Raw genomic sequence first — 15,716 nt, forward strand, 5'->3', positions numbered from 1 at the left:
TTTGGTCAATGCGTCCGGCATGTGCGCGCGGGCGTACGCCCATTCACCGGTTGGCTCCCGCGCGGCACCGCGGACCCCGTACGGTGGTGGTACAGCCGCCGTTTCTCGCGGCGGGGAAGGAGCCTCCCACCCATGGACAGTGGTACTCCGCCGAAGCTGCCGCACCAGCTTGCCGTGGCCGGACGGATCCCGCTCGCCGTGATCGTCGTGGACGGCGACGGCCTGGTGTCGCACTGGTCATCCGGTGCGCGCAGGCTGTTCGGTCCCGGCAGGGAGGAAGCGGTCGGACGGCCCGCCGTCGATCTGCTGCCCGTCTCGGGGGCGCTGGAACAGCACTATGACGACTACGACGTCTTCGACGAGTTCGGCCCGGGGCTCGACGGCCCGCTCACCGGCCGCACCGCCTACCCCAGCGCCGGCCGGGCCACCCTCAACGAGCCCGGCCGCGAGCGCAGCGACGTGCTGTGGTGGGCCTACCCGCTGGTCGGTCCCGGGGCCGAGCGGCTCCTGGTCCTCGCGGCCGACGCGGCCCAACTGCACCGGGAGGCCGATGACGACGACGGCTCCATCGAGCGGATAGCGCCCGGCTTCGCCCTGCACACCGACTTCCCCGGCGCCGACGAGCTGGCCCGGCGGCTGCCCGAGATCCTGCCCAGCATGAGCGTCGGCGAGAGCTCGCGGATCGTGGCCCAGGTCCTCGAACTCGGCTATCCCGTGCTGGAGTTCAGCCAGCACGACCGGGTGCCCGTCACCCCCGACTGGGGCGTGCCCCGGCGCGCCGAACACCGGCCCGGGCGCCGCCGGCACCCCATGGAGCCGGTGGCGCGGACCCAGCCGCCCGCGCCCGAGTTCGCCGCCGACCTCGAATACGCGGCGGTGCGCGAGCGGCTCGAATTCCTCAACGAGGTCAGCGGCCGCATCGGTTCCTCGCTCGACCTGTCCCGCACCATCCAGGAGGTCAGCGCCGCCGTCGTGCCCCGCTTCACCGATGTCGCGGGCACCTATCTGCGCGAGCAGGTCATCGCGGGCGAGGGCTTCCCCGACGGGCCGCCCGACGCCCGCACCCTGTGGCACCGGGTCGCCCTGGAACACGTGGACGAGCCGGGCCGCTGGGACGATGTGGTGCCGGTCGGCGAGTCGATGCCGTTCCCCGCGCACACCCCGTTCTTCCAGTGCATGACATCCGGCGAGCCCGTGCTCGTACCGAGGATCAGCGAGCAGATGGGCACCGCCATCGCCTCGCAGTTCGACAAGCGCGACATCCGGCCGCTCATCAACGGCCGCTCGATGCTGGTGGTCCCGCTCAAGGCCCGCAACGTGGTGCTCGGCTTCATGATCCTGCTGCGGCACGCCGAACGGGCCGAGTTCAACGACATGGACCGCGTCACCGGCGCCGAACTGGCCGCGCGTGCCGGGCTCGTCCTCGACAACGCCCGTATGTACACCTACCAGGAGAGCGTCGCCGAGACCCTCCAGGACTCGATGCTGCCGCAGGTCGCCCCGCGCATGGCGGGCTGCGACACGGCGACGCGCTATCTGCCCGGCACCCTGCTCGGCCGGGTCGGCGGGGACTGGTTCGACTCGATCAAGCTGCCCGGCTCGCGCACCGCCCTGGTGGTCGGCGACGTGATGGGCCACGGCCTCAACTCGGCTGCGATGATGGGGCAGTTGCGCACGGCCGTCCAGACCATGGCCGCGCTGGACCTGCCGCCCGGCCAACTCCTGCGCAATCTCGACGACTTGGCCCAGCGCCTGGGCGAGCACTACCTCGCCACCTGTCTGTACGCCGTCTACGACCCCATCAGGGGCGAGCTCCTCATGGCCAACGCCGGCCATGTGCCGCCGGTGATCGTACGGTCGGCGGACGGCCGCAGCGAACTCCTCGAACTGCCCACCGGGGCGCCGATCGGTGTCGGGGGAGTGCCCTTCGAGACGGCCCGTATCAAGGTCGAGCCCGGGGACCGGCTCGTCATGTGCACCGACGGGCTCGTCGAGGTGCGCGGTCAGGACATAGGCGTCGGCCTCGCCACGCTGTGCGAGTCGGCGGCGCACCCCGCGGCCTCCATGGACGACGCCTGCGACACGATCATCCGCGCCCTCAACACCCGGGGCGGCCGCAAGGACGACGTCGCCCTGCTGATGGCGCGGCTCAACGGCATCGCCCGCGAGGATGTCGCGCGGTGGCGGCTCGACGTCGATGCGGCCGAGGTCGGCCGGGCCCGCCGGCTGGTCCGCGAACAGCTCGCGCTGTGGGGCCTCGCGTCGGTCGCCGAGACGGTGGAGCTGCTGGTCAGCGAGGTCGTCACCAATGGGATCCGGCATGCGCACGGACGCCAGGTCGAGCTGCGTCTGGTGCGGAGCGAGGCGCTCCTGTGCGAGGTGGTCGACGACGACCACACCCTGCCGACGCTGCTGAGCGCGGGCCCGGACGACGAGGCGGGCCGGGGCCTGCGCGTGGTCACCGCGCTGGCCCGGGAGTGGGGCACCAGCCGCACCGGCGACGGGAAGACCGTCTGGTTCGACGTGGCGCTCCCGCGCACACCCCGCCGAGGACGCTGAGCCCCCGCCTGCCGGGCGCCGACTCCGGCGCGAGCTGCGCTCACCTCACCCGACGGCTCTCCCGTGCCCCGCCCCACGCGGCCCGCGCGCCGCGTTCGCTCCCCGGCGTCCTCAACTCCCCCTGGTCGAACGGCGGGTGAAGGTATGCGCCGGGTGCTTGTCCGGCGTACGCCCCTCGCGGTAGACCGATCTTGACACTGTGCATGCTGCCCGGGGAGACGGTCATGAGCGTGACGAGCAAGTATCTGGACGCCTGGGAGGGGTTCTGGCGGGAGGCGCCGGACGAGACCGGGGCGGTCCTGTGGGACGCGGAACCGGCTCTCACCGCCGCCCGTCATCTGGCCCACTTCGCGGCCCGCATCGAACACCCCGAACTGCCGCTGATCGACCTCGGCTGCGGCAACGGCACCCAGACCCGCTATCTCGCGGCCCGCTACGCGCGGGTGACCGGAGTGGACCTGTCCCTCGCCGCCGTCGAGCACGCCCGCAGCCAGGACCCGGACAAAGAGGCCCGGTTCGAGCAGCTGGACGCCACCGACTCCAAGGCCGTCCAGGCACTCCACGACCGGCTCGGCGACGCCAACGTGTACGTACGGGGCGTGCTGCACCAGTGCGAGCCCGCCGACCGTCAACCCCTGGCCGACGCCGTCGCCACCCTGCTCGGCCACGACGGCAGGGCCTTCGTGGTGGAGCTCGCCGAGGCCGCGAAACCGGTCCTGAGGGGCCTGGCCGAAAGCCCCCAGGGTCCGCCGCCCAAGCTGCGGCCGGTCTTCGCACACGGCATCGCGCCGGGCGAGGTGTCCGACGCGGCGCTGGTGGAGCTCTTCACGCAGGCGGGCCTGAGCGTGGTCGCCGAGGGCCAACTCCCGCTCGTCACCACCGAGTACACCCCCGACGGCCGCCGCATCGAGCTGCCGTCCAGGTGGCTGGTCCTGGCCGGGCCCGGCGGCGCGGACACCCGGGCGTCCTGAGTGCGCGGGCCGCGCGGCTAGCCGTTGGCGCTGAGGGTGAAGGTGGCTCCGTCGGGATCGCTGAGGCGGACCCAGGGGCCGGTGGCCGACGTGCCTTCGGCGAGGACGGTGGCGCCGTGGGCGCGGGCCCTGTCGGTGTGGCTGTGCGGGTCCTCGACGGCGAAGTGGGTGTGCCAGTACGGGCGCAGACCGGGGTCGGGGGCCGCCTCCACCGCGCCCGAGGAGAGCCGCGCGACGATGTGCCCGCAGTGGCTCAGGAGCACTTCGTCGTGTTCGTAGCGGACCTCGCAGCAACCGGGACGGCGGCTGGCCCAGTCGAGGACCTCGCCGTAGAAGATCGCCGCGTCGAACGCGTCCCGGGTGTGCAGCCGGGTCCAGGCGGGCGCACGGTCCCGCCACGCCTCCCAGTTCGTGACCAGCGGGCCCTGCCAGATGCCGAACACGGCGCCGTCACGGTCGGCGGCCAGCGCGCCGCGCCCCTTTTGCAGGGCCACCGGCCCGACCGCCACCGTGGCACCGCGTTCGCGGATACGGGCCGCGGTGACATCGGCGTCCTCGACCGCGAAGTACGGGGTCCAGGCGACCGCGACCTGGAGGGAGGGGGCGAGCGCGCCGATTCCGGCGACGGGCGCCCCGTCGGCGAGGGCGACCCGGAACTCCTCGCCGAGCGACCCGGGCCGGAACGTCCAGCCCATCACCGCACCGTAGAAGTCGAGCGCGGCGCCCAGGTCGCGAGCCATCAGGCTCACCCAGCACGGCGCCCCGCACATGGCCGCACTCGACTCGGCCACGGGAGGCGGACCGTCCGGGGCCAAGGGGTGCGCACTGCTCGGTGGCGGCGTCACGAAAACCCTCGCTCTCAGGTGTTCCGGCATACCGGCACATAGACCTCATCAGTATCCCGCGCCTCGCCCCCGGCCGCATGTCGGCCGGTCGCCGGGCGCGAGCGCTCAGCGGTCGGGGTCGCAGCTCTCCCGGCGCAACCCGATGGTGATCAGCGCCTCCATGAGGGCGTTCCGATCCTCCCGGGGCGCGCGGTGCACGGCGCCCTCCTCCAGGACGTCGCCCAGCTCGGGGAAGTCCGAGGTGGCCGGGGTCGTCCGCAGGATGACGCCGCTGGGCGGGGTGAGCGAGCGCAGCCCGGTGAACAGGACGGCCGGATCGCTGTCGCCGTTCATGCTCGGGTCCAGGACGGCGACGTCGGGCAGCAGGACATGCGCCTGGGCCAGCGCGAGCCGGGGGCTCGGGGTGTGCGAGATGACGCGGAAGTGCGGGTTGCGGTGAATGTGCTCCCGCAACACCGCCGCTTCCTCGTCGGTGGCTACCAGCAGGACGGTGATCACGCCTCCAGCATGGGCGACCGCGCCGACCCCAGCCACGCGAGCCGCCCCCGCGCCCGGGCGCCCCGCGGTCCCCGCCCTCAGGCCAGCGCCGCCTCCGCGATCAGGCGGGCGGTCGCGCGCCCGGCCCGCAGGGCGTCGGCGTCGGCGGTGGGGACGCAGCGGCCGAGGTCCGGGTCGTACGCGGTCATGATGACGCCCGCGTGATCGGTCTCCGGCTCGTGCAGAGCCGCGGGCCACTCCCGCTCGTCCAGTGCGGCCAGGAAGTCGCGGGAGTGGCGGCACTCGACCTGCGTGTCCGCCGTGCCGTGGACCAGAACGACCGGCACCCGGCGGCCCGCGGCCCGCGCCAGATCCTCCAGCGGGACGGAGCCCGTGCTGCGCGCCGGGCGCCAGTAGAGGCCCGCGATGCCGACGACCGCCTTCGGGAGCGAACCGTCCAGGAGGTCCGGCCGCAGCGCCGTCCCGATCGCGGCCCCCGCCCCCGCCGACCAGCCCGCCACGACCAGACGCTCCGGGTCCGCGCCGAACCCGGCCGCGTTCTCCCGTACGTACCGCAGGGAAGCGGTCAGATGCGCGCGGCCGCCGTCGGGGGAGTCGGAGCGCCAGTCCGGCACGAACACGGTCAGCCCGTGCGACGCCGTCTCCTCGGCGAGCGGGCCGACCTCGGACCTCATGTCGGGGCCCATGCCGTGCCACAGCAGCACGGCGGGGGTGGTGGCCCGCGGGCTCCGCGGCCGGTACACGTCGAGGAGTTGGGGCGCCGCCGGGCCCGTTGTGCAGGCGACGGTCTGGACGGTGGTGCTGATCGGCATGGGAGATCCTCGGGTCGCATGGGTCGACGCTGCTGGGAGTGATCCTCACCGTAACGGTGCCGCTGGTGTGCCCGTGTTCTGGTTCCCTTGGGCTTCTCCCGTGAGGCAAATGCCCCCAACTGCCCGTCATGGGCGCCCTTGACGAGAATCTCCTTCGGCCGGGCGGGAGTTGAGGCACGGGTGGGGCGGCGCGGGGGTCGACCGGATACGGTGCTGCTGTGCTGATCAAGGGGCAAGAACCGGGGACGGCGCTGCTGCTGGCGGCCGCCCCGGCGAACAAGGGCCGTCTCATCGACGCCGCTTCGGTACTGCCGGGCCTGGCCGCGGTGGACCCGGGCGTGCTCACCGGTACCCCCGCGGCCACCATCGTGGAGCTCGCCGACCCGGTGGACCCGCAGACCGTGCTGACCCGGGTCCGGGCCGTGGCCGCCGCGCCCGGCCCGCTGTACCTGTATCTGGCGGGGCAACTGCACGTGGACGCCCGGCAGGGCCGGCTCCACCTCGCGCTCGCCCGCACGACTCCGGCGAGCCTGCGCTACACCGGCCTGCCGTGGTCCTGGCTGGTCCACGAGTTCCAGGTGCGGCCGCCCGGTACGACCACGGTGCTCGTCGACCTGGTCGCCGACCCGACGGCCTGGCAGCGGATCGGCCAGGAAGGCCTCGCCGCCGGTCCCGGCGTCCGCCTGTACGGCCGCATCGCCGCGCCCGCGCCGCGCCGGGGGATCGCGACCCCCGGCTATCTGAAGACGTACGCCGAGGTGTGGCGCGGCGGGGCCCGGCCCTCGCTCGCGGAGCTCCACGCCTACGCCGCCGAGCAGGCCGGCCACACCCCCGACGCGCTCCACCTCGCCCTCGACGGCCGGCCCGCGCCCACCGCCCCGGCGCCCGCGCCCAGGGGTCCGGCCCCGGGCGACGACCCTCATCCGGCGATCCTGGCCGCCGCGCACGCGGGACGGCACGGCGAGGCGGCGTCGATGGCGGCGGTGTGGGAGAGCGAGGCGATGCGCGCCTTCGGGCCCGGATCCCTTGAGGCGGTCCACTGGCTGGAGGTCCGCGCCGACCTGGCCCGCCTGGCCGGGGAACCGGCCCGTTCCTGCGAGTTGTGGATGGCCTCGGCGCAGGCCCGGCTCGCCCGCCGCCAGACCACCGACGACCCCGATGTCCAGGGGGCGGTGGACCGCGCGCACCACCAGTGGGAGCAACTGCGCGACCCGGACCGCGCCCGCTCCCTCGCCCCGGCGCTGGTCACTCTGCGCCGCCAGGTCCCGGGCCGGCAGCGCGGCGCACTGGCGGCGGTGCAGCGCCGCCTGGAACAGCTCCAGGCAGTTCCGGCCGCAGGCCGCTGAGTCCCTGGCCCGCGCCGAGCCCCGTCCCGCCCGCTGAGTCCCGTCCCGCGCTGAGCCCTGTCCCGCGCCGAGCCCATCCGTCCTCTGCTGAGCTCCCGACCCGCGCCGAGCCCAGCCCCCCACCACCGCTACCGGAGACGGCCGCACCGCCGCACGCGACGCAGACGCTCCTCCCAGCGGCCCGTCATCCGCCCCGCCGCCCAGATGCCGCGCGCACAGCGTGCCGCCCAGCCCGCCCGGCGGGCCCCGGTCCGCACCGGGCCGCGCCGCGCGCCCGGGCGAACGGCCCGTACCTTCCGCTTACCCATGACTCCAGCGTGGCTCGCCCGCCCGGTCGCCGCATGCCGGGGGCCCTTCACACGGCGGGCGAGCGGCGCCGGCGCGCCCGCGCCGACAGGGGCCGGCTCCTTCACCGGGGCCCCTCGTCCCCGTTACAGGTGTGGACCTGTGGTGGTCGTGCGGGCCCTGGCCCGGGTATTCCCCGGCAGGTACGGTGGGGCGCCATGAAGATCCTCATCAGTGCCGACATGGAAGGCGCCACCGGGGTCACCTGGCCGGCCGACGTGCTTCCGGGGACGCCGCAGTGGGAGCGCTGCCGGGCCATGTTCACCTCGGACGTGAACGCGGCGGTGCTCGGATTCTTCGACGGGGGCGCCGCCGACGTGCTCATCAACGAGGCGCACTGGTCGATGCGGAACCTGCTCCTGGAGAGACTGGACGAGCGCGCCCAGATGCTCACCGGCAAGCACAAGTCGCTGTCCATGGTGGAGGGGATCCAGCACGGCGATGTCGACGGCATCGCGTTCGTCGGCTACCACACGGGCGCCGGCACGGCCGGGGTGCTCGCCCACACCTACCTCGCCAACTCCATCACCGGCGTCTGGCTCAACGGCGCCCGCGCCAGCGAGGGGCTGCTCAACGCGCATGTCGTCGCCGAGTACGGGGTGCCCGTGGTCCTGGTGACCGGCGACGACCTCACCTGCGCCGACGCCGAGGGCTATGCGCCCGCCGCCCGCAAGGTCGCCGTCAAGGACCACGTCTCGCGGTACGCCGCGGTGTGCCGCACCCCGGCCCGCACCGCCGGTGACATCCGGGCCGCGGCCAAGGAGGCCGCCGGGCTCGCGCGCAAGGCCGAGCCGGTGGAGGGCGGCCCGTTCACCGTGGAGATCGAGTTCGACGCCGAGCATCTGGCCGACGCGGCCACCGTGGTGCCCGGCGTGGGGCGTACGGGTGAACGGCGCGTGTCTTACACGAGTTTGACGATGTATGAGGGAATTCGCACCTTCAAGGCGGTTACGACGATCGTCTCGTCCGCGGTGGAGGAACAGTATGGCTGAGGTGGAGACGGCCGATCAGGTGGCGCTCGACGAGGTGGTGGCCTTCACTTCCGGGCTGATCCGGATCGACACCAGCAACCGGGGCGGCGGCGACTGCCAGGAGCGCCCGGCCGCCGAGTACGTCGCCCAGCGGCTGGCCGAAGCGGGCCTCGAACCCCGCATGCTGGAACGCACCCGGGGACGTACCAACGTGGTCGCCCGCATCGAGGGCACCGACGCGTCGGCCGACGCGCTCCTCGTGCACGGACACCTGGACGTGGTGCCCGCGGAGGCCGCCGACTGGAGCGTGCACCCCTTCTCGGGGGAGGTCCGCGACGGCGTGGTCTGGGGCCGGGGCGCGGTCGACATGAAGAACATGGACGCCATGGTTCTGTCGGTCGTACGGTCCTGGGCGCGGCACGGGGTGCGGCCCCGGCGCGACATCGTCCTCGCCTTCACCGCCGACGAGGAGGACAGCGCCGTCGACGGCGCCGGCTTCCTCACCGACCACCACCCCGAGCTGTTCGAGGGGTGCACCGAGGGCATCAGCGAGTCGGGCGGTGTCACCTTCCACGCCGGCCGGGGCATGGAGATCTATCCGGTCGGGGCGGGGGAGCGCGGCACGGCCTGGCTGCGGCTCACCGCGCAGGGCCGCGCGGGCCACGGCTCCAAGGTGAACCGGGACAACGCGGTCAGCCGGCTCGCCGGCGCCGTCACCCGCATCGGTGCCTACGAGTGGCCGGTCAGGATCACCCCGACGGTCCGCGCGAGCATCATCGAACTGGCCGCGCTGCACGGCATCGACGCCCACCCGGACGCCGCCGACTTCGACGCCGACGAACTGCTCGGCAAGCTCGGCCCCGCCGCCGCCCTGGTCGAGCCGGTCATCCGCAACAGCGCCAACCCGACGATGCTGAACGCCGGTTACAAGGTCAACGTCATCCCGGGCAACGCGACCGCGTATGTCGACGGGCGCATCCTGCCCGGCGCCGAGGCCGAATTCCACGCCACCCTGGACGAGTTGACCGGACCCGAGGTCGACTGGGACTTCTACCACGCGGGCGTGCCGCTCCAGGCGCCCGTCGACTCGCCCACGTTCCACAAGCTGCGGGCCGCCCTCGAACGGTTCGCGCCGGAGGGCCATGTGGTGCCGTACTGCATGTCGGGCGGCACCGACGCCAAACAGTTCACCCGCCTCGGCATCACCGGCTACGGCTTCGCGCCGCTGCGCCTGCCGGCCGGCCTCGACTACCAGGCGCTGTTCCACGGCGTCGACGAACGGGTGCCCGTGGACGCGCTGCACTTCGGCGTCCGGGTCCTGGACCACTATCTGCGCTCCGCGTAGCCCCGAGGGAGAGTTGTCACGATGGTGCCCACCGCGCCCTACGGAAGCTGGCCGTCGCCGATCGACGCGGCCCTGGCCGCCGCCCACGACGGCCACGCCGACCACGTCGGTGTCGTGGGAGGCGAGCTGTGGTGGACGCGGTCGCGCCCCGAGGAGGGCGGCCGTCAGGCCCTGGTGCGCCGGCACGCCGACGGCGAGGACGAGGAGGTGCTGCCGCCGCCGTGGAACGTGCGCAGCCGGGTCATGGAGTACGGCGGCCGTCCCTGGGACGGCGCGGACCGGCCCACCGGGGGCCCGCTCGTCGTCTTCACCCACTTCGCCGACCAGCGGCTGTACGCCTACGAGCCGAACACGGACGCCGTGCCGAGGCCGCTCACCCCGCTCTCGACGGTCGGCGAGGGCCTGCGCTGGGTCGACCCGCGCATCGACCTCGGCCGGGGCGAAGTGTGGTGCGTGCTCGAGGAGTTCACCGGAGAGGCGCCCACCGACGTGCGCCGGGTGATCGCGGCCGTGCCACTGGACGGCTCGGCCGCCGAACACCGGGACGCGGTAAGGGAGTTGAGCGACGGGCGGCACCGCTTCGTCACCGGACCCCGGCTCTCCCCGGACGGCCGGCAGGCCGCCTGGATCGGCTGGGACCACCCCCGGATGCCGTGGGACGGAACCGAGTTGATCGTGGCGGAGGTCGAGGAGAGCGGCGAGCTGCGCGACGCGCGCACCCTCGCCGGCGGCCCCGAGGAGTCCATCGCGCAGGCCGACTGGGCCTGCGACGGCCGCCTCCTGTTCGCCTCCGACCGCAGCGGCTGGTGGAACCTGTACCGCGCGGAGCCCGACGGCACCGAGGTCGCGCTGTGCCCTCGCGCCGAGGAGTTCGCGGGGCCGCTGTGGCAGGTCGGGCGGCGCTGGTTCCAGCCCCTGGACAGCGGATTGATCGCCGTCGTGCACGGCGCGGGCACCACCACGCTCGGCATACTGGACCCGGAGAGCGGCGAACTCGTCGACGCCGCCGGCCCCTGGACCCGGTGGAGCGCGACGCTCGCCGCCCACGGCAGCCGCGTCGTGGGCGTCGCCGCGAGCCCGCGCACCTCCGGCGAACTCGTCGAACTCGACACCGCCACGGGCCGCGCCCGCGTCATCGGCCGCGAGCACACCGACGCCGTGGACCCGGCGTACTACCCCGAACCCCTGATCCGTACCTACGCCGGACCCGGCGGCCGGGACGTGCACGCCCACGTCTACCCGCCGCACCACCCCGAGCGCGCCGCCCCTGACGGGGAGCTGCCGCCCTATGTGATCTGGGCCCACGGTGGGCCCACCAGCAATGTCTCCCTCGTCCTCGACCTGGAGACCGCCTATTTCACCTCCCGTGGCATCGGCGTCGTCAAGGTCGACTACGGCGGCTCCACGGGTTACGGGCGCGCCTACCGCGACCGGCTGCGCGAACAGTGGGGCGTCGTCGACGTCGAGGACTGCGCCGCCGTGGCCCGCGCACTGGCCGCCGAGGGCGCCGCCGACCCGCGCCGCCTCGCCATCCGGGGCGGCAGCGCCGGCGGCTGGACCACCGCCGCCTCCCTCGCCACCACCGACGTCTACGCCTGCGGCTCCATCAGCTACCCCGTCCTCGACCTCACGAGCTGGCTCGACGTCACCCACGACTTCGAATCGCGCTACCTGGAGAGCCTCGTAGGCCCCCACGCCGACGTGCCCGGCCGCTTCGTGGAACGCTCGCCCGCCCAGCACACCGATCGCATCACGGCCCCGTTCCTGCTGCTCCAGGGGCTGGACGACGCGATCTGCCCACCCGCGCAGTGCGAGCGGTTCCTGGAGAAGATGGCCGGGCGCGGCATCCCGCACGCCTACCTCGCCTTCGAGGGCGAAGGCCACGGCTTCCGCCGCGCGGACACCGTGATCCGCGCCCTGGAGGCCGAACTCTCCCTGTACGCCCAGGTGTTCGCCATCGACCGCGACGACGTCCCCCCGCTGGAGCTCACCCGATGAACGCCGCCGCCCTCACCCGCCCGCCCCGGCTGCGGCCCGGCGCCAGGATCGCCGTGGTCGCCCCCAGCGGGCCCGTCGTCGAGGAGCGGCTGCGGCAAGGCCTCGACATCCTGCGCGGCTGGGGCCTCGAACCGCTGGCCACCGCCCAAGTCACCGACCGCCACCCGCAGTTCAGGTATCTGGCGGGCGAGGACGAGAAGCGGGCCCGTGACTTCCAGGAAGCCTGGTGCGACCCCACCGTCGACGCCGTGATGTGCGCCCGGGGCGGCTACGGGGCCCAGCGCATGGTCGACCTCCTGGACTGGAACGCGCTGCGCGCGGCCGGACCCAAGGTGCTCATCGGCTACAGCGATGTGACCGCCCTGCACGAGGCGTTCGCCGTCCGCCTCGGCCTGAGCACCCTGCACGGACCGATGGCCTCCGCGCTCGCCTTCCTCACCGACACCACCACCCAGGAGTCGCTGCGCACCACCCTGTTCGAGCCGGAGGCGGCGATGACCCTCGGTCTGCCCGGCGCCCGGCCCCTGGTGCCCGGCCGGGCCACGGGCGTCACCGTCGGCGGCTGCCTGTCCCTGCTCACGGCGGACCTCGCCACGCCGCACGCCCGCCGGTCCGCCGCCGGCGGGCTGCTCCTTCTTGAGGACATCGGCGAGGAGGACTACCGCCTGGACCGCGCCCTGACCCAACTCCTGCGCTCCGGCTGGCTGGAGGGCGTCACCGGCGTCGCCCTCGGTTCCTGGAAGGACTGCGGGCCGTACGAGGAGAGAGTGCGGCCGGTGCTGGCCGAACGGCTGACCCGGCTGGGTGTGCCCGTCGTCGAAGACCTCGGCTTCGGCCACTGCGACACCGCCCTGACGATGCCGCTGGGTGTGTCCGCGACCCTGGACGCGGACCGCGGCACGCTCACCCTGGACACGCCCGCCCTCGCCTGAGGGACCGTACCGCCCGGCCGTCCACCACGGCTTCGCCCGGCCCGAACTCCCCTGCGCGGCAAGAACCTTGTGTCCCAGGCGTTGACGCGGAAGTTTTACGTGTCACAGCATGAGGGCGCCCGGACCTACCAGTCGGTAGGCCCGCCTCGCCGTGGAGGACGCCGTGACCCGACGCCGTACCGTGCCCAGAACCCGCAAGCCGCTGGCGGCCGCCCTCGGCGCGGCGCTCGCCGTACCGCTGCTCGCGGCCGCGCCCGCCGCCGCGACGGCCGGGCAGGGGGCGGACACCGGTCAAGTCACCGTCACCGCGCTGAAGTTCACCGTCCGGGCCGGCGGCCGCACCTGCGCCATCGACGCCGACCTCTACCGTCCCGCCGGCGCCGACCGGGCGCACCCCGCGCCCGCGGTGCTCACCACCAACGGTTTCGGCGGAAACAAGGCGGACGGCTCCACCGCCGGCACCGCCAAGGCGTTCGCCGCCCGCGGCTATGTCGCCCTCGCCTACTCCGGCCTCGGATTCGGCAAGTCGGGGTGTCTCATCTCCCTCGACGACCCGGCCCTGGACGGCCGGGCCGCCTCCCGCCTGCTCGACTTCCTCGCCGGGACCCGCGCCGCCGACGACGGCACACGCGCCGACTTCGTCACCCGGGACCGCCCGGGCGACCCCCGCGTCGGAATGATCGGCGGCTCCTACGGGGGCGCCGTCCAACTGGCCACGGCCGCCGTGGACCACCGCGTCGACGCCCTCGTCCCGATGATCACCTGGAACGACCTGTCGTACGCCCTCGACCCCAACAACGTGGCCGACCGCACGGTGCCCGGAGCCTTCAAGTGGCAGTGGTCCAACGGGTTCTACCTCATCGGCGAGAGCCAGCCCATCACCCTGCCGAACCTCGACCCGTCCCGCTGGGGCACGCTCGGCTGCACGCACTTCGTGCCCGACGCCTGCACGACGATGGGGCTGCTCAACTCGGGCCGCTATCCGGCCGCCCCCACCGCCGCGATGCTGCGCTACGCCCGCGGCGTCTCGCCGGTCACCTACCTCGACCGGGTCCAGGCGCCCACCCTGCTCATCCAGGGCCAGACCGACAGCCTGTTCAACCTCAACGAGGCGACGGCGACGTTCAACGCGTTGAAGGACAACGGCACCCCCGCCAAGATGATCTGGCAGTCCTGGGGCCACAGCGGCGGCCAGGCACCCGGTGAACTCAACCTGGCGCAGGGCAACTTGGAGACCAGCTACACCGGACAGCGCATCCTGGCCTGGTTCGACCGCTACCTGCACCAGCAGAAGGACACCGACACGGGCCCGGCCTTCGCCTACTACCGCGACTGGCGAAGCGGCTACGGCGAGGCGTCCAAGGTCCCGCCGCTCTCGCGGAAGATGTACCTGTCGGGCGACGGCAAGCTCGTCGACAACCGCGCCAAGGTGGCCCGCGGCAGCCGTACGTACACCAACTGGCTGGTGCCGACGAGCCATTCGGAGAGTTCGCTCGCCGGCACCGTCGGGCTGCCCGACCCGGCGCCCTACGACACCCCGGGAACCTTCCTCGGCTGGGACACCGACCCGCTGAAGACGCCCGTCGACGTGGTCGGCTCGGCCAAGGCCACGCTCAAGGTGTCCTCGCCCGCGGCCCGCGAGACGCAGAACTCCGGCGACGCCGCCGACAAGCTGGTCCTGTTCGCCAAGCTGTACGACGTGGCGCCCGACGGAACCAGGACGCTGGTGCGCCGACTGGTCGCGCCGGTACGCGTGCCGGACGTCACCAAGCCGTTCACGGTCACCCTGCCCGCCATCGCGCACCGCTACGAGGCCGGACACCGCATCGAGTTCGCGATCGCCGCCAGCGACGACGCCTACCTCGGCAACAAGGGCATCAAGCCGGTGACCGTCGTGAGCGCCCCCGGCGACACGGGGACGCTCCAACTGCCCGTCGTCAGCGGGAGGTTGAACTGAGCGCCGCGTAGCCGGGGCGCACGATCTCCTCGATGATGCGACGGCGCTGCGGCAGCGGAAGGAACGCCGCCTCCAGAGCGGCGACGGTGAACTCCTCGAAGACGTCCGGGCCGTAGCCGAAGGCGTCCACCATGTGCTGGAATTCCACGCTCATGGTGGTGCCGGACACCAGCCGGTTGTCGGTGTTGAGGGTCACCGTGAAGCCGAGCCGGCGCAGCTCGTCGATCGGGTGCTTCTCGTACGAAACGGCCGCGCCCGTCTGGAGGTTGGAGGTCGGACACACCTCCAGGGCGATCCGGTTGTCCCGCACATACGCGGCGAGGTGGCCGAGGGTGCCGTCCGCCGCGATGTCGTCGGTGATCCGCACGCCGTGCCCGATGCGCTCGGCGCCGCACACCTGCACCGCCTCGTGCACCGACTCGGCACCCACGGCCTCACCCGCGTGGATCGTGATGTGGCAGTTGGCGCGCTTGAGGTGCTGGAAGGCGGGCAGGTGCTCGGCGGGCGGGTTGCCGATCTCGCCGCCCGCGATGTCGAAGCCCGCCACGCCGCGGTCGCGGTGCGCGACGGTGAGCTCGGCTATCTCCAGGGAGCGCCGGGTGTGCCGCATGCCGGTGAGCAGCGCGCGGACGGTGATCCGGCCGCCGGTGCGGCGCTCGCCCTCACGCAGGCCCTCGTTGACGGCGTCCACGACCTCGTCCAGGGTGAGCCCGCCCTCCAGGTGCTGCTCGGGCGCGTACCGCACCTCCGCGTAGACGACCCCGTCGGCGGCCAGGTCCTCGGCGCACTCGGCGGCGATGCGGTGCAGCGCCTCACGGGTCTGCATCACCGCGCAGGTGTGGGCGAAGGTCTCCAGATAGCGCTCCAGGGAGCCCGAGTCCGCGGCGTCGCGGAACCACACGGCCAGCTCGGCCGGGTCCTCGGTCGGCAGGCCGGTGTACCCGCGGGCGCGGGCCAGCTCGATGATGGTGGCGGGGCGCAGGCCACCGTCGAGGTGGTCGTGGAGGACGGCCTTGGGGGCGCGGCGGATCCACTCGGCGGGGGTGACCGGAGCGTCGGCGGCGAGGTTGTCAGACAAGTGCATGAGGCGGGAGTGTACAGCGTGCCGCGTGCGGACCCGTCGGGCCGCCATTGGCT

General features: G+C 73.5%; 12 protein-coding genes. 8 read left to right on the plus strand and 4 right to left on the minus strand.

The window, feature by feature from the left end; all coding sequences use genetic code 11:
* Positions 1-132 precede the first annotated feature (132 nt).
* Entirely contained in the window at positions 133-2,559 is a 2,427-nt protein-coding gene (locus N4G70_RS14275) for a SpoIIE family protein phosphatase (RefSeq protein ID WP_261712995.1), read from the plus strand.
* 224 nt (positions 2,560-2,783) lie between these two features.
* Complete coding sequence (locus tag N4G70_RS14280) at positions 2,784-3,530, plus strand: class I SAM-dependent methyltransferase (RefSeq protein ID WP_261712996.1); 747 nt, start codon at positions 2,784-2,786, stop codon at positions 3,528-3,530.
* Between the two features lie 17 nt (positions 3,531-3,547).
* Here the strand turns inward: N4G70_RS14280 and N4G70_RS14285 are convergent, their stop codons facing one another.
* The 3 genes from N4G70_RS14285 to N4G70_RS14295 all read right to left on the minus strand — a co-directional run bounded on the left by N4G70_RS14285 (position 3,548) and on the right by N4G70_RS14295 (position 5,685).
* On the minus strand, positions 3,548-4,270 hold the full coding sequence (locus N4G70_RS14285; RefSeq protein WP_315904253.1) for a VOC family protein: 723 nt from the start codon (positions 4,268-4,270) through the stop codon (positions 3,548-3,550).
* 210 nt (positions 4,271-4,480) lie between these two features.
* A complete protein-coding gene (locus tag N4G70_RS14290; RefSeq protein ID WP_261712997.1) occupies positions 4,481-4,873 on the minus strand; it encodes a hypothetical protein in 393 nt (130 codons plus the stop codon).
* A 77-nt stretch (positions 4,874-4,950) separates the two neighbouring features.
* Complete coding sequence (locus tag N4G70_RS14295) at positions 4,951-5,685, minus strand: alpha/beta hydrolase (protein WP_261712998.1); 735 nt, start codon at positions 5,683-5,685, stop codon at positions 4,951-4,953.
* Positions 5,686-5,903: 218 nt separating this feature from the next.
* Here N4G70_RS14295 and N4G70_RS14300 point away from each other — a divergent pair, with 218 nt between their 5' ends.
* The 6 genes from N4G70_RS14300 to N4G70_RS14325 all read left to right on the plus strand — a co-directional run bounded on the left by N4G70_RS14300 (position 5,904) and on the right by N4G70_RS14325 (position 14,579).
* A complete protein-coding gene (locus N4G70_RS14300; protein WP_399035410.1) occupies positions 5,904-7,031 on the plus strand; it encodes a hypothetical protein in 1,128 nt (375 codons plus the stop codon).
* A 503-nt stretch (positions 7,032-7,534) separates the two neighbouring features.
* Complete coding sequence (locus N4G70_RS14305) at positions 7,535-8,368, plus strand: M55 family metallopeptidase (protein ID WP_261712999.1); 834 nt, start codon at positions 7,535-7,537, stop codon at positions 8,366-8,368.
* Entirely contained in the window at positions 8,361-9,692 is a 1,332-nt protein-coding gene (locus N4G70_RS14310; protein ID WP_261713000.1) for a M20/M25/M40 family metallo-hydrolase, read from the plus strand. Before N4G70_RS14305 ends, N4G70_RS14310 begins: the two co-directional genes overlap by 8 nt.
* Positions 9,693-9,713: 21 nt before the next feature.
* Positions 9,714-11,690 carry a prolyl oligopeptidase family serine peptidase gene (locus tag N4G70_RS14315; RefSeq protein ID WP_261713001.1) on the plus strand — a complete coding sequence of 659 codons (1,977 nt, stop codon included), beginning with the start codon at positions 9,714-9,716 and terminating at the stop codon, positions 11,688-11,690.
* Entirely contained in the window at positions 11,687-12,622 is a 936-nt protein-coding gene (locus tag N4G70_RS14320; protein ID WP_261713002.1) for an LD-carboxypeptidase, read from the plus strand. The genes N4G70_RS14315 and N4G70_RS14320 overlap by 4 nt, the downstream gene beginning before the upstream one ends.
* Positions 12,623-12,785: 163 nt before the next feature.
* Positions 12,786-14,579 carry a CocE/NonD family hydrolase gene (locus N4G70_RS14325; RefSeq protein WP_261713003.1) on the plus strand — a complete coding sequence of 598 codons (1,794 nt, stop codon included), beginning with the start codon at positions 12,786-12,788 and terminating at the stop codon, positions 14,577-14,579.
* Here the strand turns inward: N4G70_RS14325 and N4G70_RS14330 are convergent.
* A complete protein-coding gene (locus N4G70_RS14330) occupies positions 14,560-15,663 on the minus strand; it encodes an adenosine deaminase (protein ID WP_261713004.1) in 1,104 nt (367 codons plus the stop codon). The genes N4G70_RS14325 and N4G70_RS14330 overlap by 20 nt on opposite strands.
* Between the last annotated feature and the right edge of the window lie 53 nt (positions 15,664-15,716).

The sequence above is a fragment of the Streptomyces sp. ASQP_92 genome (assembly GCF_025399895.1).
In the GTDB taxonomy this organism is placed as follows: domain Bacteria; phylum Actinomycetota; class Actinomycetes; order Streptomycetales; family Streptomycetaceae; genus Streptomyces.

Coding starts and splice junctions, on each gene's coding strand:
- N4G70_RS14275 (WP_261712995.1), top strand. CDS start 133: ATGGACAGTGGTACTCCGCCGAAGCTGCCGCACCAGCTTGCCGTGGCC.
- N4G70_RS14280 (WP_261712996.1), top strand. CDS start 2,784: ATGAGCGTGACGAGCAAGTATCTGGACGCCTGGGAGGGGTTCTGGCGG.
- N4G70_RS14285 (WP_315904253.1), bottom strand. CDS start 4,270: ATGGCTCGCGACCTGGGCGCCGCGCTCGACTTCTACGGTGCGGTGATG.
- N4G70_RS14295 (WP_261712998.1), bottom strand. CDS start 5,685: ATGCCGATCAGCACCACCGTCCAGACCGTCGCCTGCACAACGGGCCCG.
- N4G70_RS14305 (WP_261712999.1), top strand. CDS start 7,535: ATGAAGATCCTCATCAGTGCCGACATGGAAGGCGCCACCGGGGTCACC.
- N4G70_RS14310 (WP_261713000.1), top strand. CDS start 8,361: ATGGCTGAGGTGGAGACGGCCGATCAGGTGGCGCTCGACGAGGTGGTG.
- N4G70_RS14315 (WP_261713001.1), top strand. CDS start 9,714: ATGGTGCCCACCGCGCCCTACGGAAGCTGGCCGTCGCCGATCGACGCG.
- N4G70_RS14320 (WP_261713002.1), top strand. CDS start 11,687: ATGAACGCCGCCGCCCTCACCCGCCCGCCCCGGCTGCGGCCCGGCGCC.
- N4G70_RS14330 (WP_261713004.1), bottom strand. CDS start 15,663: ATGCACTTGTCTGACAACCTCGCCGCCGACGCTCCGGTCACCCCCGCC.